Consider the following 18,623-nt stretch of genomic DNA (forward strand, 5'->3'; position numbering starts at 1 on the left):
GTGCCAGGCGGTGCCGGGTGGGGCCGGGCCGCGCCGAGCTGTGGCGGGCCGGGCGGTGCGGGCCGGGCGGGGCCGGGCCAGCCGGGCGGTGGGGTGTTGTGCCAGGCGGTGCCGGGTGGGGCCGGGCCGCGCCGAGCCGTGTCAGGCCGGACAGCGCGGGCCTCGCTGGGCTGGGCCAGCCGGGCGGTGCGGTGTTGTGCCAGGCCGTGCCGGGCGAGGCCCGCCACGCCACGCCAGCCGGACCGGAACGTGCCCAGCCAGGCCAGCCGGACCGCGCCGGGTCAGGCTGCCCTGGGGCGCTGGGCCAGGCCGGACTGCGCTCGGTCGGCCGGACCAGGCAGGATCGGCCGTGCCGGACCGTGCCGGACCAGGCAGGGCCGGTTCGGGAAGGGGTGCGGTGCGGCTCGGCGGCGGTGCGGGGCTGCTCGCGGTCTTCTGGCGGCCGGGGAGCGCGTCCCGCGACAAGACGTGAGCTCTCTGTGCGCCCGCCCCGCTCACCTGGGGCCGGGCTGGACCGGAGAGTGAGCGGAGCCGGGCACGCGAACCGGCACCGCCGGCGGGACCGAGGACCCCGTGCGCTCGCCTGTGCGGCTGATCATCGAAGGGAGCGGCCACCTCACCGTGCGCGCCGACCCCGTTCTCGTCTTCCGCATGCTCACCCTGGTCGAAGACCGGTCGTTCGTGATCCTGCCGGTCTTCGGCTCGCTGCTCAGCCGGATCTCCGGCATCGACCTCGTCGCCCCGCTCGGCATGGTGTACGGCGCGCTGTTCGTCGCCCTGCTGACCGTGCGCCGCCGGCTCGGCTGGGGTACCGGCACCACCACGATCGTCTTCCTCGTCGGCCTGCTGCCGTCAGTCCGTCGCGCTTGACGTCGATCACGGCCGCCGTCAGGTGGGGGTCTCGCTGAGGAAGGGGCGCAGGGTCGCCAGGTTCCACACGACCATGTCGGCGCCGGCCTCGGCCAGGGCGGCGGCCGGGCGGTAGCCGCGGCCGAAGCCTATGGGATACGCCCCCGCTTGGATCGCGCAGCGCATGTCGTACTCGACGTCGCCCACGTAGATCACCGGGCCGTGGTTCTCGGCGACGAGCCGTCTGAGCTCGGCGGCCTTGTCCTGGACCGAGCCGATGACCTCGGGCAGGAGGTGATCGACCCGGAGCCGGCGGGCGTCGCTGAGCACCGCCTCGGGCGCCGCGGCGCTGACGACCACGACGCGGACCCGGCGGTCTGCCGCCGCCTGCAGGATGTCGGCGGCGCCCGCGCTCAGGGGCGCGTCGCCGGCGGCCATCTCCTCGTTCCAGCGCCTCTCGGCCGCAGGCGCGTGCGGTTCGGGCACGCCGGCCGCGGTGAGGAAGCACCGCACCGGCAGGGTGAAGGTCTTCCTGAACCGGGCCTTGGTGAGCGCGGTGACGCGGTGTTCGCGCAGGACCCGGTTGGTGGCACGGCGGGCGCGTTCGGCGTCGTCCACCAGGGTGCCGTTCCAGTCGAAGGCGAGCACGCCGACCGGTCGCGGGCCGTCCGTGGGTGTCATCCGGGGCGGTCTCCTTCCGACAGTGCGATGCGCAGGGATGGCCTCACTCCGGTGTCCGCCGGTTCGAACTCCAGGGGCCGGCCGAGGTGAGCGGCGATCTCGGTGGAGGCGTACCGGGTCATGGCCGCCCGGCCCCGCGGTGCGCGGGCCCAGACGGCCAGGTCGTCGCGCCGCCGCAGGCGCGCCAGGTCCGATTCCGTCAGCGACGCCAGGACCACCGAGTCGTCGGAGTACGGCACGAGGCGCAGCACGTCGGCCTCGGTGACCTCGCCGGCGTCCAGCCAGGCCAGCACGCCGTCGAGGGGCGGCTGCCCGGTCGCGATCGACCAGCAGCCGAAGATCCCGATGTCGCAGTCGTTGGCGCCGGCCATGGCCGCGGCGACGTACGCGGGCAGGGAGTACGCGGGCAGGGAACGGTCGGTGCCGAGCCGGTTGCGCAGCGGGCGGGCGAGCGTTCCGACGACGCGGGACCGGGCCGCGGCGATGAGGTCGCCGCCGTGGCCGTGCCACGGCGCGGGCGGGCCGGGGGTCTCGGCGTACATCCGCGCGGGCTTGAGGGCGGAGTCGAACTCCACGACGCCGATCTCCTGGCCGAACGCCCACGGCTGGAGCACGGGCGTGCCGTGCAACGTCCCGATCCAGCGGCCGAGCGTGTGCCCGGCGACGATCACGTCGACCAGGTGGGCCCACGGCCTGATCGCGGCGGCGAACCGCGCGGGCAGGTGGCGCACGCCGCGGGGGCCGGGCCGCCAGTCCACGCCGTCGTGCACGATCGCGATCACCAGGTCGCAGCCCTCGCCGCGCAGGGTGCGGGCGGCCCGCCCGATCACGCCGGCCATGCCCGCCAGCGGGACCTCCGGGCGCTCCCTGATCAGCCGGAACAGGTCGGGGGTGGTGCAGCCGACGACGCCGGCGGTCACCCCGCCGAGCTCGAAGGCCGCGGTGGCGGGCAGCCCGGCGGCCGGGTGGTTGGCGCACAGCAGCGGCGCCGACAGCAGCCGGGCGCCCTGGCGCACGGTGGCGGTCCCCCAGTCGAACTCGTGGTTTCCGGCGGCGGCCACGTCGGGGCCGAGCTCGTCCATGGCGGTGAACCCGCCGAGCCCGCCGGTGAGGGTGCTGATCACGCCCCCTTGGGCGAAGTCTCCCGCGTCGGCCCACAGCGCCGGACCCTGGGACTTCAGGCGCAGTACGGCGTCGCGCAGGGCGGCGCCGCCGGGCAGCCGGCCGTAGCTGGTGGGCCAGGGGTGGAAGCTGCCGAGCAGGTCGTTGGTGGCCACGACGCGCAGGCGGGGGATCTCAGGCATGGACGCCCCCCGGGCCGCGCCGCCGGCTCCACAGCCGGGCCAGGAGCAGGATGGCGAGCGCGGCGGCGTACGGCAGGACGTGGCCGAGCTCGGACGGCAGCCCTTCGGACTGCAGGGACAGCCCCACGACGTCGAAGACGGCGAATCCGACAGACAGCGGCAGCAGCGTCCAGGCCCGCCGGCCGGCGATGAGCACCATGGCCAGGGCGATGAAGCCGCGCCCCGACGTCATGTTCTCCGAGAACTGCGCGACGTCTCCCAGGGCGAGCTGGACTCCGCCCAGCCCCACGAGCGCCCCGCCGGCGAGCAGGGCCACCGCCCGGGTGCGGCGCACCGGCACCCCGGAGGCGCCGGCGATCTCCTCGCGCAGGCCCACGGCCCGCAGGGCGAGGCCGGATCGGGTGTGGCCGAGCCAGATCACCACCACGGCCGTCAGCAGCCAGGCCGCGTAGGTCAACACGGTCCGCCCGCTGATCACGGTGTCGAGCCAGGGGATCGCGTCGATGCCGGGCAGGCCGAGATGCGGCAGCGGGCGTACGTCGGGCGAGGTGAAGCCGCCGCGGATGTCGAAGGCCCACTGCAGGAGCAGCGGTGTGGCGCCCAGCCCGAGCAGGTTGAGCGCGAGCCCGACGAGGAGGACGTCGGCGTGCAGGTAGACGCAGGCGAGCGCGAGCACGCCGGTCACCAGGACGCCGGCCGCGACGCCGCCCAGCACGCCCAGGCCCCACGCGCTCGCCCAGTGGCTGCACGCCACGGCGGCGAAACAGGCGAAGATCATGGCGCCTTCGAGGGCGATGTTGAAGACGCCGGACCGGATGCACAGGTAGCCGCCGAGCGCGACCAGCAGCAGGCAGGTCGCGGCGTCCAGGGTGCGCCCCCAGATCACGGCGCTGGTCAGAAGGTCGATCATGGTGTCACGCCCTCGGCGGCCTGGGGCTGCGCCGTCTGCGCCGGTTCGGCGCCGGCCCTGGCCCGCTGCGCGCGCAGGGCCCGGCCGCGGCCGTACGCGACCGCGATCATGACGACGGCCTGGATGACGAGGCTGAGCCGGCTGGAGACGCCGACCATGCGCTCGACGCCGAGCAGCCCGGTCTGCAGGCACGCCAGGAACAGCGCCCCGGGGATCAGCACCAGGCTGCCGAGCGGCGCGAGGATGGCCAGGATCAGGCCGGTCCAGGCCGCGGAGCCGGACCCGCCGATCGAGCCGTCGATGTAGCGCAGGAAGACGCCGAGCACCTGGATGCCCCCGGCCAGGCCGGACACGGCGCCGGCGACCAGCGTGACGCGCATCTCGTAGCGTCGCGGCGGGGTGCCGGACGCGGCGGCGAACCTGGGGTTGTGCCCGTAGAGCCGCAGCCGGTGTCCGGCCCTGGTCTGGTTCAGCACCCACCAGTAGCCGACGCACACGGCGGCGGCCAGGAGCGCCCCGGCGTGGAAGCTGCTCTGCTCGATGAGCAGGGGCAGCCGGGCGGGCACCAGCCGGGTCTCGACGACGCCGAGCGCCGCGGGGTCGCGGAAGACGCGCGTGGTCAGCAAGGTCGCCAGGCCGTCGGCGAGATAGTTCATGATCAGCGAGATCACGAGCACGTCGACGGCGGCGAGCCTGCTCGCCCCCGCCACGGCCGCCGCCCACAGCGCGCCCGCGGCCACCGAGACGGCCAGGGTGAGCAGGACGTTCGGCAGCGGCGGGCCGGGAAGCACCGGCGCGAGCGCCCCCGCGGCGACCGCGCCCGCCACGAACATGCCGGGCTGGCCCAGGTTGAAGATGCCGGCGCGGAAGGCGATGCTCGCGCTGATGCCGGTGAGCAGGATGGGCACGGCGGTGGCCACCGTCGCGCCCCACGCGGTGCCCGAGCCGAACGCCCCGTCGGCGAACGCCGCGGCGGCCGACGGCAGGCTCGCCCCGCCCGCGACGCCGGCGATGATCGCCCCCGCGATGGCCGCGCCGGCCAGCAGGGCGACGGCCATGGTCCTGGCCGAGCGGTGATCGACGTTCACGAGGCGGCCTCCTCGCCGGCGAGACCGCCCATCAGCGCGCCCAGCCGGGCGCGGGAGAAGTCGCCTCTGGCCACCTGCCCGGCCACCGTTCCCCGGTACAGCACCACGATGCGGTCGCTGATCTCGAACAGCTCGTCCAGGTCGGAGGAGACCAGGAGCGTCGCGCCGCCCTGGTCGGCGAACGCGCGCAGCCGGTGCCTGATGGCCCGGGCGGCCCTGAAGTCCACCCCCCGGGTGGGCTCGTGCGCGATGACGGCGGTCCCGCCCGGGGTCAGCTCCCGGGCGGCGACCAGCCGCTGCAGGTTGCCCCCGGACAGCTCGCCGGCCTTCTGCTCGATGCCGGAGGCGACGACCTGCCCGGCCGCGACGACCTCGGCCGCGTGCCGGGCCATCGCCCGCTTGCGGAGCCTGCCGAAGCGGCCGGTGAAGGCGGGGGCGACCTCGGAGGTGATCACGTTGTCCACGATGCCGGCCTCGGCGGCGCTGGCCCACTGCCGGGCGTCGGCGGGGATCAGCCGCAGCCCCGCCGCGCGCCGCCGCTTGGTCGGCCAGTGGTCGATGGGCCGGCCGCCGAGGGCGACGCTGCCGAACCCCGGATGGGCGGCGAGCCCGCACACGTGCTCGACCAGGGCGTCCTGGCCGTTGCCCGCCACGCCGGCGATCCCGGTCACCTCGCCCGCCCGTACCGTGACCTGCCGGCCGGCCACCTCGACGGACAGCAGGACGTCCGATGCCGTGATCTCCCCGCGGGCCGGGTGCACCGGTCCGGCGTCGGCGGCGCCCTCGCCCACCATCGCCGCCGCGATGTCGGTGACCGAGAAGGACCGGTCGGGCCAGTGGTGGGTCGTGCGGCCGTGGCGGATCACGGTCACCGCGTCGCACAGCGCCTCGACCTCGCGCAGCTTGTGGGTGATGAACACGACGGTGTGGTCCTGCGCGACCAGCCGGCGTAGCAGGTCGAACAGCGCGTCCACCTCGTACGGGGTGAGCAGCGCCGTCGGCTCGTCCATGAGGATCAGCTCGGCGCGGTGGTACAGGACCCGCAGGATCTCCATCCGCTGCTGCAGCGCCGGCGGCAGCAGCGCGGCCTCCGCTCGCAGCGGCAGCGGCAGCCGGATCTGCTCCATCAGCTCGCCGACCTGGGCGGCGGCGGCGCGCCGGGTGATGAGGCCGCGCCGCACGGGCTCGTTGCCGAAGATGATGTTGTCCAGGACGGAGAACTCGGGGATGGTGGAGAGCTGCTGGCGGATCATGCCCGGCCGGACGGCCGCCTCGATCCGGCCGGAGTCGGGCTCGATCTCGCCCATGACGACCTTCATGAGCGTGGACTTGCCGGCCCCGTTCTCGCCGACCAGCCCGTGGATGGTGCCGCGCTCGACGCGCAGGGTGGTGCCGTTCAGGGCACGCACCGGGCCGAAGCTCTTGCGGACGTCGCGGCACAGGAGCGCGTCGGCCACGGCTCACTGCCCCGTCAGCGGGTTCTTCACGACGATCGTGCCCGCCACGATGCCGTCGTAGGCCGCCTTGGCCTCCTTGACGACGTCGGCCGGCACCTTGGCGTCGTAGGCGCCCGACGAGGTGGTCAGCGGGTCGAACTCGAACACCCCGTCCTTGAGCGTCAGGTTCCTGGTCCCGCCCTTCGGCGCGCCCGTCCAGTCTTCGCCGAACAGCAGGCGTACCGAGTCGGCGACCTTCATCCACATGGTGAACGCCACCCCCGCCCGGCCGCCCTTCTGGGCCTCCTCCGGATCCACCGCGGCGACCGAGAAGCCGTTCTTGACCGACTCGGAGATGACGCCCAGGTTCGAGCCCGACGCGGGCAGGATGACATCGGCGCCCTGCTGCTTCTGCGCGATGGCCAGCGTCAGCGCCTTGGCCGGATCGGAGAACGACCCGACGTAGTTGACCAGGACCTTGGTGGCCGGGTCGGCCGCCTTGGCGCCCAGCTCGTAGCCGGCCTGCCACCGCTTGAGCGGCGGGACCTCCATGCCGAAGACCGCGCCGATCGTCTTCGACTTCGACAGCCGGGCCGCGGCCACCCCGGCCACGTACGTCGCCTGCTCGACCGCCCAGGCGTAGGAGCGCACGTTGGGCAGGTTCACCTCGGCGTCGAGGATGGCGAACTGCTGGTTCGGGAACTCCTTGGCGACCTGGGTGAGCGCCTCGGACGCCGAGAAGCTGATCGTGGCGATCATCTTCTTGCAGCCCCGCTGGGCGAAGGCGCGGAGATTGTCGGCGATGGCCGTCGGGGTCGCCGACTCGACCGAGTCGATGGCGACGCCGAGTTCGCTCTTGGCCTTCTGCACGCCGTCCTCCGCCCATTTCTCGAACAGGCTGCTGCCGATGGTCGAGGCGTGGACGAAGGCGTACCCGCAGTCCTGGCCGCCGCCCGGGTCGCCCGCCGGTGCGGGCTGGGCGCCGGTGGTGGCGGTGCTGCAGGCGGTGAGCAGGATGAGTCCGAGGAGGAGGACGAGGAGTCGTTTCATGGCCGAACCCTTTGTGCGGGAGGGGTGGGGGAGAGGACCCAGCGCCCGTCCTGGAGCAGCCAGTGTTCGCGGGCGTCGGCCGGGTCGGGGGCCGCGCGCAGCGGCGTGGTCTCGCGGTGCGCGGACGGCCCGGCCGGGCCGTCGCGCAGCGTCAGGAACGTCACGGCGTGGGGGCGCTCGATGAGCGGGGCCATGCCCAGGTGCAGGAGCTTCGCCCGATGGGTCGCGTGCTGCCGGTGCACGTGGCCGTGCAGTACGATCACGGGCCGGTCGCGCCGCTGGAGGTCGTGCGCGACGGCCGGTGCCCCGGCCAGCAGATCCGGATATTTCAGGTTCTGGGAAATGAAGTCGGCCTTGATGTCGATTAGCGGGTAGTGGGTGAGCACGATGAGCGGCCGATCCGGCGCCGCCTCGCCCACCCCCGGCCCGGCGACGGCGTACCCGCCCTCGGGGGTCCTGCCGATCGGGATCCCGGCGAAGCGGAAGCCGGGCAGTCCGGGGATCTCGCACGGCGTGAGCCCGGGAACCGTCGCCACCCGCTCCGGCGAGCCGGCCACGACCTGGGCGAGCGCGTCGCCGGACGGGCCCACGTCGTGGTTGCCGGCGACGGCCACGATCGGCTTGCCCGCCCGCGCGAGCTCGCGCAGGGCTCGGGCGAGCATGTCGGGTTCGGCGAAGTTCGTCACGTCGCCCAGCAGCACGACCGCGTCGGCGTCGGAGGTCGCCACGGCGTTCACCGCCTGGTCCCACAGCGTCCACGACTCCGGCAGGAGAAGCCGGTCGTGCCACCGGCCGTAGGGCGTGCCGGGCGAGCACAGGTGGCTGTCGGTGATGACGGCCAGTCGCAGGGCGGCCATCAGAACCGGTGCTCCGCCAGCACGCCACCGGTCAGTTCGAGCGCGGCGGAGGCCGCCGCGGGCCGGCGCAGCGCGAGCGCGACGAACATCGCGTCCAGCAGCGACAGGTGGGCGATCCGGCTGGCCATCGCCTCGATCCGGAACGACGTCTCGCGGCTTCCCGCGACCAGCACCGCGTCGGCGGCCTCGGTCAGCGGCGAGCGGACGAAACTGGTGACCGCGATGGTGGTCGCCCGCACGTCGCGGGCCGCCTCGACCGCCGCCACGGTCTCGCGGGTGGACCCGGTGTGGCTGACGGCCAGGCACACGTCGGACGGGCTGAGCAGCCGGGCCGTGACATGCTGCACGTGCGCGTCGGCCGGCGCGTCGGCGTGCAGGCCGATGGTGGTCAGCCGGTACGCGAAATCCTGCGCCAGCGGGGCCGACGTGCCCACGCCCACCACCAGGATGCGACCGGCGTCGTGCAGCGCGTTGACCGCGCGTTCGAGCTGACCGGCGTCGATCGTCGAGGTGACCTCGCGCAGCGTCTCGGCGTCGGAGGCGATGATCTTGGTGAGAACGTCGAGCGGGCTGTCGTCGGCCCCGATCCGGGGCGCGACCATGGCGTTGCCGGCGCCGAGTTCGCGGGCGATGGCCAGCTTCAGGGCGTGGTAGCCGCGCAGGCCGAGCCGCTGGCAGAAACGCACGACGGTGGACGGGGCGGTGCCGGCCTCGGTGGCGAGGTCGCTGACGGTCGAGTGGACCACGGCGGCCGGGTCGTGCAACACGGCGTCCGCGACCCTCAGGTCGCCCCGGACGAAGGATGATCGCATCGCCCGGATCCGGGCGATGACGCCGGCGGCGTCATCGGGCTGCCCTTCGGGTGTCTGTCGGCTGTCGCCGGCGGGTTGCATCAGGTCCTCCTGGATACGGATTCCTGAAAGCTAACACCCGCTGGACTTCGATTCCAGAGCGCTGGAAGAACTCTGCCGTGCTCACAGGTGTACGGGAAATGAACTCACATCCGTGCCCACCTTGCCAGCCAGGGCTTCTGGAACGGAATTCCAGATGCGGACGCCTCCCGGCGGATCGGCGCGTGCGGTCGGCGCGCCGAACGGCGGAGGGAGCGGCCCGGCCCGTACGCCGTCGGTGGGCACGGTGGCGGCGATGGGCGCGGGCTCCAGCGAGACCATCGCGATGGGCGGGCAGGCCGCCACGGCCGTGGACGGTGCCGGACGATGCGGGCGGCGAGGGCTCTGCCCGCTGGAGCAGGGGCCGTCTGGGGAAATGAGGAGGGCCGGACAGTCCCCCCGGCTGTCCGGCCCCGCGGGCGCCGCCGTCTCCCCCCAGAACCGGCGGCTCCGCCTGCGAACGCGAGTGCTCACGTCCTCATCGCTTACCTTGCTACCCGGCCTTGGGTAAGGGGATTGTCAAGAACAGGTCATTTTGGGGTGATGTTCGGGAAATGGGGGGTGGTGGGGGGTTACGGGCCTTCTCCGGTAGGGGGGTCGGGGAGGACGGGGACGCGGACACCGGTGCGGGCCGACTCCAGGGCGGCGGTGACCATCGCGAGGCTGCGGATGTTGTCGTGGCACTCGCCCTGGGGCGGGGTGCCGGTGCGCAGGGCGGTGACGAACTCCTCCAAGCCCTCGGCCAGGCCCTGGAAGCGGGTGCGGCCCGGGTGGCGTTCGGGTTCGGGCTGGTGGGGGCGGATGTGCTCGCCCTTGGCCGGGTCCACGGTGAGCATCAGGTCGCCGTCCCAGCGGGCGCTGCCGCGGGTGCCCGTGGCCTGCCAGCTTCCCGTCCAGGACGTGGCGTAGCCGGGGGCCGACCAGCTTCCGTTGAAGGTGTAGCGCAGGCCGCCGGTCATCTCGAAGGTCGCGACGGCCGTGCAGTTGCCGGAGTACCAGCTCCACGGCGGCCGGAAGGACTCGCAGTAGACCGAGACCGGGTCGGCGCCCGAGACCGCGCGGGCCGCGTCGAACAGGTGGATGGCCATGTCCTGGAGCAGCGGGTCCTCCAGGGTGCTGAGGAAGGACGCGCCGCGGTAGGGGATGGAGAAGTCGGAGTGGAGTAAGCCGAGCGGGCCAAGCTCGGCCAGGGTGCGGCGGTAGGCGACCAGGCCGGGCAGGTGGCGGCGGTTCTGGCTGACCATGAACAGGCGCCGGGCGCGGTCGGCGGCGGCGACCATGGAGCGGGCCTCCTCCAGGGTGACCGCCATGGGCTTCTCGCTCAGCACCGAGACGCCCTGGCCGAGCGCGGCCACGGTGACCTCGTGGTGCGCGGCCGGCACGGTGCAGTTGACGATGAAGTCGGGCTCCTCGCCCTCCAGCAGCGCGTACACCGAGTCGCTGACCGGCAGATCGGGCAGGCCGAAGCCGTCGGCGGCGGCGCGTACGCGGTCGCGGTCCACGTCGGCCCAGCCGACGAGCCGGGTGAGGGGGTGGCGCAGCAGCTCCGGGGCCCACTGGCGGCCGATGAAGCCGGCTCCGACGATCACTCCGCGCAGCGGGCGGTCCTCGGCGATGGTGGTGAAGGTCATCGCGCACCCGCCGAGGCGGGCGGGACGGGGACGTTGACGTTGCCGGGCGGCGGCCCCGTCTGCGCCGGAGCGGCCCACAGCACGGCGTTGGCCAGCACGCGCAGGACGCCGGGGTGGTGGTAGACGGGGTAGTTCTGGTCGCCGGGGCTGAAGTAGAACACCCGGCCCCGGCCGCGGGTGTAGCAGCACCCGCTGCGGAACACCTCCCCGCCGGAGAAGGAGCTGATGAACACCAGCTCGTCGGGCGCCGGGATGTCGAACGGCTCGCCGTAGGTCTCCTGCTCGCCGATCACCAGCGGCTGCGGCACGCCCGCCGCGATCGGGTGGGAGGGCGCGACGGTCCACACCAGCTCGCGCTCGCGGGCGTCGCGCCACGTCAGCGTGCAGGTGGTGCCCATCAGGGCACGGAAGATCTTGGAGTAGTGGCCGGAGTGCAGCACGAGCAGACCCATCCCGCCCAGCACCCGGTCGCGCACCCGGGCGACCACCTCGTCCGACACCTCGTCGTGCGCGGCGTGCCCCCACCAGGTCAGCACGTCGGTCTCGGCGAGGACCTTCTCGCTCAGCCCGTGCTCGGGCTCTTGCAGGGTCGCGGTGCGAAGGCGCGCCTGCGCCCCCAGGTCCCCGAGTGTGGCGGCCAGCCCGGCCGCGATGGCTCCGTGCATGCCGTCGGGGTAGCGCTCCCGCACCGGCTCCTCACGCTGCTCGTGGACGTTCTCCCCCCATACGGTGACATTGATGCCCACCTGTGGCGCCTCCTTGGCAGGATCATGGCGGTCGCCCGCCGCTTCAGATCGTTCTCGCCGTTTTGGCCGGGGTTCAATCCGGCCGGGACGCGACGGTGAGGCCCGGCTCGACTGGCGCGGGCCGTGCGCCCATGATTGGGGGGCACAACGGCACATCGGGCGGGGAGCTGAGGAAGAGATGACCACGACGACCGTCGTCGCGAAGGGGCGTACGCTGCGGTTCCCCGAGGGGTTCGTGTGGGGCGCGGCCACGGCCGCGTACCAGATCGAGGGGGCGGCGCGGCAGGACGGGCGCGGCGTCTCGATCTGGGACACCTTCAGCCGCACTCCGGGCAGGGTGGCCGACGGGCACACCGGTGACGTGGCGTGCGACCACTACAACCGGCACCGCGACGACGTGCGGCTGATGCGCGACCTCGGGCTGCGGGCGTACCGGTTCTCGGTGGCCTGGCCGCGGGTGCTGCCCGAGGGGGCGGGGCGGGTGAACGAGGCGGGGCTCGCCTTCTACGACCGGCTGGTGGACGACCTGCTGGAGGCGGGCATCGCGCCGTACGCGACGCTGTACCACTGGGACCTGCCGCAGGCGCTTGAGGACGCGGGCGGCTGGACCTCGCGCGAGACGGCGTACCGGTTCGCCGAGTACGCCGAGGTGGTGCGCGACCGGCTCGGCGACCGGGTCAAGACGTGGCTCACGGTGAACGAGCCGTGGGTGGCGGCGGTGCTCGGCTACGGCATCGGCGTGCACGCCCCCGGCCGCGCCTCGGCGGCCGACGCCTTCCGCGCCACGCACCACATGCTGCTCGCCCACGGGCTGGCCGCGCGGCTGCTGCGCGAGGCCGGGGCCGCGGAGATCGCGATCACGCTCAACCTGGCCCCGGTCCTGACCCCGGAGGGGCTGCACGACCCGCAGGCGCCGGTGAGCGCCGAGGACGCCGAGGCGGTCAACCGGATCGACTGCCTGCTCAACCGGCAGTTCCTGGACCCGGCGCTGCGCGGGGAGTACCCGCGCGAGGTCCTGGAGATCGTCGAGCGCATCGCCGGGCTCGGCCACGTGCGCGACGGCGACCTGAAGCTGATCCACCAGCCGGTGGACCTGCTGGGCATCAACTACTACACGCCGTGCGTGGTGCGGGCCCGGCCGGGCGCGCCGGGCAGCGACAGCTACCCCGGCAGCGATGGCATCGAGTTCAGCGGCGCGACCGGTCCCACCACCGCGACCGGCTGGCCGATCGTGCCCACCGCGCTGACCAGGCTGCTCACCCGGCTCTCCCGCGACTACCCGGAGGTGGGGCTGCTCGTCACCGAGAACGGCGCCGCCTTCGAGGACGTCGTCGCCGGCGGGCGCGTCGCCGACGCCGACCGGATCGCGTTCATCGAGGGCCACCTGCGCGCCGCGTACGCCGCGATCGAGGAGGGGGCCGACCTGCGCGGCTACCTGGTGTGGTCGCTGCTGGACAACTTCGAGTGGGCCGAGGGCTACCACAAGCGGTTCGGCATCGTGCACGTGGACTTCGCCACCCAGCGGCGGCTGCCGAAGGACAGCGCGCTGTGGTACCGCGACGTGATCGCCAGGAACGGCCTGGTCAAGGACCGAGCCCGCCGTCCCACGCTGGAGGTCGTGGCGGCCAGGGCGGGCGTGTCGCGGTCCACGGTCTCGCGGGTGATCAACGGCGAGGGCACGGTGAGCGCCGAGTTCCGCGAGATCGTGATGAGCGCGGTCAGGGAGCTGGGCTACGTGCCCAACTCGGCGGCGCGCAGCCTGGTCACGCGGCGCACCGACCGGGTCGCGCTGGTGGTGTCCGACTCGCCGTCCGGGGCGCGGGCCGACGACCCGTGGTTCTCCACCGTCGTACGCGCCGCGGGCCGGGAACTGGAGGCGGCGGGCAAGCAGGTCGTGCTGCGGCTGGCGGGCTCGGCGGAGAGCAGGCGGGGCATCGAGCGCGACGCCGCCGCCGGGCACGTGGACGGCGTGGTGCTGGTGCCGATGTTCGACGCCGACCCGCTGCCGGCCGCGCTGGCCGGGGCGGGCGTGCCGGTCGCCTCGATCGGCCGGCCCGCGGCGACGGCCTCCACCCCGTACGTCGACATCGACCACGCGGGCGGGGCCGCGGCGGCGGTCGCGCACCTGCTGGAGCGGAGGCGGAGCCGGATCGGCGCGATCCGGGGGCCGCTGGACATGCCGTCGGCCCGCGACCGGCTCACCGGCTACCTGGACGCGCTGCGCGCGGCCGGGCTCCGGCCCAACGTGGCGCTCGGCGCGCTCACCCCGGCCTCGGGCGCGGTCGCCGCGCGCGAGCTGCTCGACGACGACCCGCACCTCGACGCGATCTTCGTGGCCGACGACCTGATGGCGATGGGCGCGCTCGCGGCGCTGCACGAGGCCGGGCGGAGGGTGCCCGGCGACGTCGCGGTCGTCGGCTTCGGCGACATCGAGGCGGCGGCGTACACGGTGCCGGCGCTGACGACGGTGCGCGGGCGCATGGCCGACCTGGCGGCCACCGCGGTGCGCCTGCTGCTCGCCCACCTGGACGGCGAGCCGGTGTCCTCGCGCATCCTGCCCGCCGACCTCGTCGTACGCGCCTCGTCCTGACCGGGCGTCAGGCGCGCAGCCGGGCGTCCACGGCCTCGGGGGACAGCACGTGCTCGGAGACCAGCACCGTCATGCCGACGATGCCGGCCCGGTCGCCGAGGGAGCCGGTGACGATCCTCAGGTCGCGGGTGTTGTAGGGCAGGCTGCGCCGGTAGACGCTCTCTCTGATCCCGGTCAGGTAGTGCTCGCCGGTCTCGGCCATGTCGCCGGCCAGCACCAGCACGCCGGGGTTGAGCAGGCTGACCGCGGTCGCCAGCACGATCCCGAGCGTGCGCCCGGCCTCCTGGGTGAGCATGATCGCTTTCGGGTCGCCCGCCTGCACCAGCTTGACCACGTCGCGGCTCCTGGCCTGGCCGAGGTCGTTGGCGATGGCCTGGCCGCTGGCCCAGGAGGCCACGCAGCCGCGCGAGCCGCAGGTGCACACCCGCTCGTCGGTCTCGTTCAGCCGCACGTGGCCGATGTTGCCCGCCGCCTCGCCCACGCCCCGGTAGATCTTGCCGTCGATCACGATCCCGGCGCCGATCCCGGTGGACGCCTTGATCAGCATCAGGGAGGGGGTCTCGCGCCACGACGCCCACCACTCGCCCAGCGCCATCGCCTTGGCGTCGTTCTCCACCAGGATCGGCACGTCGAAGGTCTCGCGGATCGCCTCGCGCACCGGGTGGTCGTCCCAGCCGGGCATCAGGAAGGACCTGATCACCCGGCCGGAGGTGTGGTTCACCGAGCCGGGCAGGTCGATCCCGATGCCGCACACCCGGATCGGGTCGTGCCCGGTCTTGTCCAGCAGGCGCTGGAACGCCCGGCTCACCCAGGACAGCACCGCCTCGGGGCCGCGTTCGATGCGCAGCTCGCTGCGCTCCTCCGCCAGCGGCCGGGCGGCCAGGTCGGTCAGCGCCACCTTGGCGTGGGTCGCGCCGAGGTCGGCGACCAGCACCAGATGGTTGACCGAGTCGACGTCGAGCACCGAGGGCGGCCTGCCGCCCCCGGACGCGCCGACGCCGGACTCGTGGATGTAGCCCGCCTCGATCAGCCGGTCGACCCGGTCGGTGATCGTGGACCGGGACAGGCCGGTGTGCTCGATGAGCTCCTTGCGCGTGCGGCAGGTGCCTCGCCTTATGAGCTGCAGGACTTGCCCCGCCGTCATCATGTCATCTAGCCCTTCTCCGCCCCTGCCGTCAGGCCCTCGGTCAGGAGCCGCTCGCTCGCGAAGAACACGAGCACGATCGGTAGTGTCAGGACAACTGATCCTGCCATGAGAACAGTAGTCGGAATTTCTATGCCCCCGGCGAGCTGGGAAAGGCCCAGCGAGACCGTCCAGCTCTCGCGGCGCTCCACCAGGAACAGCAGGGCGAACAGGAACTCGTTCCAGGCGATCATGAAGGTGTACAGGCCGGTGGCCATCAGCGCGGGCGCCGACAGGGGCAGCGTGACCCGCCAGATGGTGCCCAGCGTGCCGCAGCCGTCGATCGCCGCGGCCTCCTCCACGCCGCGCGGCACGCTCTCGAAGTAGTTGCGCAGCATGTAGACCGAGACCGGGACGGTCTGCGCGATGTACACCAGCACCAGGCCGGGCAGCGAGCCGCGCAGCCCGAGCATGGTGAACAGCACGAACAGCGGGATCGCCAGCACGATCGCGGGGAACAGGTAGACCGCCAGGAACAGGAAGTGCACCTGCCTGCGGCCGAAGAAGCGCAGCCGCGCCACCGCGTACGCGCCGGGGATCGAGATCAGCAGCGTCGCCGCCACAGTGGCGACCGCGACGATCGCGCTGTTGCGCATGAAGGTCAGGAACCCCTGGCGGCCCAGAACGTCGGCGTACGGGGCCAGGGTGAGGCGCCGGGGGAGCAGCGAGCCCGGGTCCAGGATCAGCTCCTGGATGTCGCGCACCGACAGCATCACCATGTACAGGAACGGGAACGCGGTGACCGCGAACAGCACCGCGATCGTCACGGGCCGCAGCACCGCCAGGACGGCCCGCTCGAACCGGTCGCGGCTCATTCCCTCTCCTCCTCCGCGCCCGAGAAGAAGCGCAGGTAGATCACCAGGAACACCATCAGCACCACGGCCAGCACCAGCGCCTGCGCGGCCGAGGCGCCGATGTCGTTGCGCGAGGTGAGCAGGTCGTACACGCGCACGCTGACCACCTCGGTGCCCGCCCCGCCGCCGGTGAGCAGGTACACGTCGTCGAACTTGGTGAAGGTGAACACGAACCGCAGCACCGACAGCAGCGCGATGATCCGCCACAGTTGCGGCAGGATCACGTGCCGGAACCGCTGCGTGGGCGTGGCGCCGTCGATCAGCGCGGCCTCCTCCAGGTCGGCGGGGAGCGAGTGCAGGCGGGCGGTGAGGAACAGGAACGCGAAGGGGAAGTAGCGCCACGCCTCGAAGGCGATCACGGTGAGCAGCGCGACCGGCACCTGTACGCCCAGGAAGGTGCCGGTGCTCTGCGACAGGAACGCGATCGGCTCGCCGAGCCAGGTGTTGACGATGCCGTACTGGGGGTTGAGCATCACCTCCCACAGGAACGCCGCGGCGACGACCGGCGCGACGTACGGGATCAGGAACGCGGCGCGCACCAGCGTGCGGCCGGCGAACCGGCGGCGCAGGGCCAGGGCCGCGGCCAGGCCGATCGCGATCGACAGCGCGGTGCCCGCCACCGTGTAGACGAGCGTGGTGACCAGCGAGGACCAAAAGCCCGGCTCGGCCAGTACGTAGGTGAAGTTCTCCAGGGTGTAGTTGCCCAGGAGGCCGGTCTGCCTGATGTTGATCAGGCGGGCGTCCTGGAAGGCCAGCATGATCGCCCACAGCAGCGGGACGACCACCACGACCAGCGTGATGACCAGCGTGGGCGAGATGAGCAGCAGGCCGGCGCGCCCCTCCTGGCGCCGGAGCGTGCGCTCGCGGGTGGTCACTGGCGGATCCCGCGCTTGATCGACTCCACCGCCGACCGCGCCTGCTGCGCTGCGGCCTGCGGGGTCAGCGAGCCCTCGACGAGCGCGCTGAGCGCGGCGGGCACCGGCAGTTCGCCCATCGTGGCGCCGACCAGCTTGCCCTGCCCCTGCGGGATGCCCCAGCGGGCGAAGGTGCCGGGGCTGGTGCGCAGCGCGTCGAGCACGTCGGCGGGGTAGACCTCGGCCAGCGGCTTCTTGGCGTCCACGCCCGCGGGCAGCGCGTCCCAGGCGTCCTCGAAGCCGGTGCGGGTGGGGAACTTGCCCTCGGGGGCCATGCCGATCCAGCGCTCGTAGCCCTCGTTCATCATGTAGGTGACGAACCTCTGCGCGGCCTCGGTGTTCGCGTCACGCGATATCGCCCAGGAGACGATCTCGCCGTACTGCGCGGGGGCCGTGGCGTCGGGACCCTTCAGCGCGGTGACGACGCCGGTGTTCTCGGCCAGCCACTCCTTGTCGCCCTGGCACTCGGCGCAGCTCGGCAGGGCGTCGTTACGCAGCCCGGCCAGCTCGTCCAGGATGAAGGAGGACCAGATCGCCATCGCGGCCTTGCCGGAGAAGTAGGTGGCGCGGGTGGAGTCGACGTCCTGCCTGCCCTTGACGGAGTAGTTCTTGGCGAGGGTGGAGTAGAACTCGAAGGCCCGGACGCATTGCGGGCTGGTCAAGGTGACATTTCCGGAATTGTCGACTAGCTGGCACCCATTCGCGAGTGCCACGTGCTCGAAACTCTGCGCGGTGAAGGAGTCCTTCGGCGCCACCGCCAGCGTGATCCCGGCCACGTCCCCGGTGTTCAGCTCGCGCGCCGCCTTTTCCAGCCGCTCGTACGTGTCCGGGGGCTCCAGGCCCGCCTTTTCGAACAGGTCCTTCCGGTACAGGATGAGCTGCGCCCAGCCGTCGCTGGGCACGGCCAGCGCCGTGCCGCCGGCGCTGATCAGCTCCAGCGCCCGCCCCGAGAACGTGTCGCGGCCCAGCCCGTTGATGATCTTCCCGGGGGTCTCGGTGTCCAGCAGGTCGTTGGCCTCCAGCTCGCGCACCGCCGCCAGCGGCAGCGCGCCCATCACGTCCGGCAGCCGCCCGGCCGCCGCCGCCGACGTCACGACCTGGCTGAACTGGTCCTCCGCCACCGCCACCAGGTTGACCTTGATCCCCGTCTTCGCGGTGAACTCCGCCGCGATCTCCCGCTGGACCTCCATGCGGTCCTTGAGGTTCTCCTCGGTCCAGACGGTGATCGTGTTCTGCTGCTCCTGCGCGTCGCCGCCGCATCCCGCGAGGGTCATCGCGATCAGTACGGCGGACAGGACGGCGGTGGCCTTTTCGCGCATGGCTCGCACCTCCATGTCCGGCTAAGGGCTGTGCCGCACGTACCCCCCGAAACGCCCGCTACCCCTGCTCATGGCCCGGGCTGTGTTTATGGCGATTGCTTCGCAATACGCGGGCTTGGGCGCTCTGCAGGGTCGTGTCTTCCGTCGTCGCTCCGGTCGCTGCGCTCCCTGCGCTCCTCCTCCAGACACGACCCGCGCCCAAGCCACCACATCCCGAGTACCGGACCTTCCCTTCGTGGCCCGCTTAGCGGGTGGGGTCGTGCCCGTGTGCGTGGTCGGAGTGGGCGCCGGTGGCGGCATCGCGACCGTGGTCCCTGCGCT

General features: G+C 73.1%; 16 protein-coding genes. 2 read left to right on the forward strand and 14 right to left on the reverse strand.

The window, feature by feature from the left end; translation table 11 throughout:
• Positions 1-573 precede the first annotated feature (573 nt).
• Positions 574-870 carry a DUF3817 domain-containing protein gene (locus HNP84_RS43065; RefSeq protein ID WP_185055878.1) on the forward strand — a complete coding sequence of 99 codons (297 nt, stop codon included), beginning with the start codon at positions 574-576 and terminating at the stop codon, positions 868-870.
• Between the two features lie 18 nt (positions 871-888).
• Here HNP84_RS43065 and HNP84_RS43070 read toward each other — a convergent pair whose 3' ends face one another.
• From HNP84_RS43070 to HNP84_RS43115, 10 genes are all read right to left on the reverse strand, one after another.
• Positions 889-1,530 carry an HAD family hydrolase gene (locus HNP84_RS43070; RefSeq protein WP_185055879.1) on the reverse strand — a complete coding sequence of 214 codons (642 nt, stop codon included), beginning with the start codon at positions 1,528-1,530 and terminating at the stop codon, positions 889-891.
• Complete coding sequence (locus HNP84_RS43075; RefSeq protein ID WP_185055880.1) at positions 1,527-2,834, reverse strand: metallophosphoesterase; 1,308 nt, start codon at positions 2,832-2,834, stop codon at positions 1,527-1,529. Before HNP84_RS43075 ends, HNP84_RS43070 begins: the two co-directional genes overlap by 4 nt.
• Positions 2,827-3,744: an ABC transporter permease gene (locus HNP84_RS43080; RefSeq protein ID WP_185055881.1), complete on the reverse strand. Its 918-nt coding sequence runs from the start codon at positions 3,742-3,744 to the stop codon at positions 2,827-2,829. Before HNP84_RS43080 ends, HNP84_RS43075 begins: the two co-directional genes overlap by 8 nt.
• Complete coding sequence (locus tag HNP84_RS43085; protein WP_185055882.1) at positions 3,741-4,832, reverse strand: ABC transporter permease; 1,092 nt, start codon at positions 4,830-4,832, stop codon at positions 3,741-3,743. The genes HNP84_RS43080 and HNP84_RS43085 overlap by 4 nt, the downstream gene beginning before the upstream one ends.
• A complete protein-coding gene (locus HNP84_RS43090; RefSeq protein WP_185055883.1) occupies positions 4,829-6,289 on the reverse strand; it encodes an ABC transporter ATP-binding protein in 1,461 nt (486 codons plus the stop codon). The genes HNP84_RS43085 and HNP84_RS43090 overlap by 4 nt, the downstream gene beginning before the upstream one ends.
• 3 nt (positions 6,290-6,292) lie before the next feature.
• The gene (locus HNP84_RS43095) at positions 6,293-7,318 is read right to left on the reverse strand and encodes a BMP family lipoprotein (RefSeq protein WP_185055884.1); all 1,026 of its coding nucleotides are present in this window, start codon (positions 7,316-7,318) and stop codon (positions 6,293-6,295) included.
• A complete protein-coding gene (locus tag HNP84_RS43100; RefSeq protein ID WP_185055885.1) occupies positions 7,315-8,175 on the reverse strand; it encodes a metallophosphoesterase family protein in 861 nt (286 codons plus the stop codon). The genes HNP84_RS43095 and HNP84_RS43100 overlap by 4 nt, the downstream gene beginning before the upstream one ends.
• Positions 8,175-9,068: a MurR/RpiR family transcriptional regulator gene (locus HNP84_RS43105; RefSeq protein ID WP_185055886.1), complete on the reverse strand. Its 894-nt coding sequence runs from the start codon at positions 9,066-9,068 to the stop codon at positions 8,175-8,177. The genes HNP84_RS43100 and HNP84_RS43105 overlap by 1 nt, the downstream gene beginning before the upstream one ends.
• A gap of 569 nt (positions 9,069-9,637) precedes the next feature.
• Positions 9,638-10,696: a Gfo/Idh/MocA family protein gene (locus HNP84_RS43110; RefSeq protein ID WP_185055887.1), complete on the reverse strand. Its 1,059-nt coding sequence runs from the start codon at positions 10,694-10,696 to the stop codon at positions 9,638-9,640.
• A complete protein-coding gene (locus tag HNP84_RS43115; RefSeq protein ID WP_312926977.1) occupies positions 10,693-11,442 on the reverse strand; it encodes a ThuA domain-containing protein in 750 nt (249 codons plus the stop codon). The genes HNP84_RS43110 and HNP84_RS43115 overlap by 4 nt, the downstream gene beginning before the upstream one ends.
• Positions 11,443-11,620: 178 nt before the next feature.
• Between HNP84_RS43115 and HNP84_RS56525 the strand changes: the two genes are divergently transcribed.
• Positions 11,621-14,032 (forward strand): GH1 family beta-glucosidase, encoded by a 2,412-nt coding sequence (locus tag HNP84_RS56525; protein ID WP_185055888.1) that lies wholly within the window; start codon positions 11,621-11,623, stop codon positions 14,030-14,032.
• Positions 14,033-14,039: 7 nt separating this feature from the next.
• On the opposite strand, the gene HNP84_RS43125 is transcribed toward HNP84_RS56525, so the two are convergent.
• From HNP84_RS43125 to HNP84_RS43140, 4 genes are read right to left on the reverse strand one after another with little or no spacing between them, the layout of a single operon-like run.
• Complete coding sequence (locus tag HNP84_RS43125) at positions 14,040-15,179, reverse strand: ROK family transcriptional regulator (RefSeq protein ID WP_221337483.1); 1,140 nt, start codon at positions 15,177-15,179, stop codon at positions 14,040-14,042.
• A 5-nt stretch (positions 15,180-15,184) separates the two neighbouring features.
• Positions 15,185-16,030: a carbohydrate ABC transporter permease gene (locus HNP84_RS43130; RefSeq protein WP_185055890.1), complete on the reverse strand. Its 846-nt coding sequence runs from the start codon at positions 16,028-16,030 to the stop codon at positions 15,185-15,187.
• Complete coding sequence (locus HNP84_RS43135) at positions 16,027-16,944, reverse strand: carbohydrate ABC transporter permease (protein WP_185055891.1); 918 nt, start codon at positions 16,942-16,944, stop codon at positions 16,027-16,029. The genes HNP84_RS43130 and HNP84_RS43135 overlap by 4 nt, the downstream gene beginning before the upstream one ends.
• A complete protein-coding gene (locus HNP84_RS43140) occupies positions 16,941-18,302 on the reverse strand; it encodes an ABC transporter substrate-binding protein (RefSeq protein WP_221337484.1) in 1,362 nt (453 codons plus the stop codon). Before HNP84_RS43140 ends, HNP84_RS43135 begins: the two co-directional genes overlap by 4 nt.
• Positions 18,303-18,623 lie beyond the last annotated feature (321 nt).

The sequence above is a fragment of the Thermocatellispora tengchongensis genome, from assembly GCF_014202315.1.
GTDB classification, from domain to species: Bacteria; Actinomycetota; Actinomycetes; order Streptosporangiales; family Streptosporangiaceae; genus Thermocatellispora; species Thermocatellispora tengchongensis.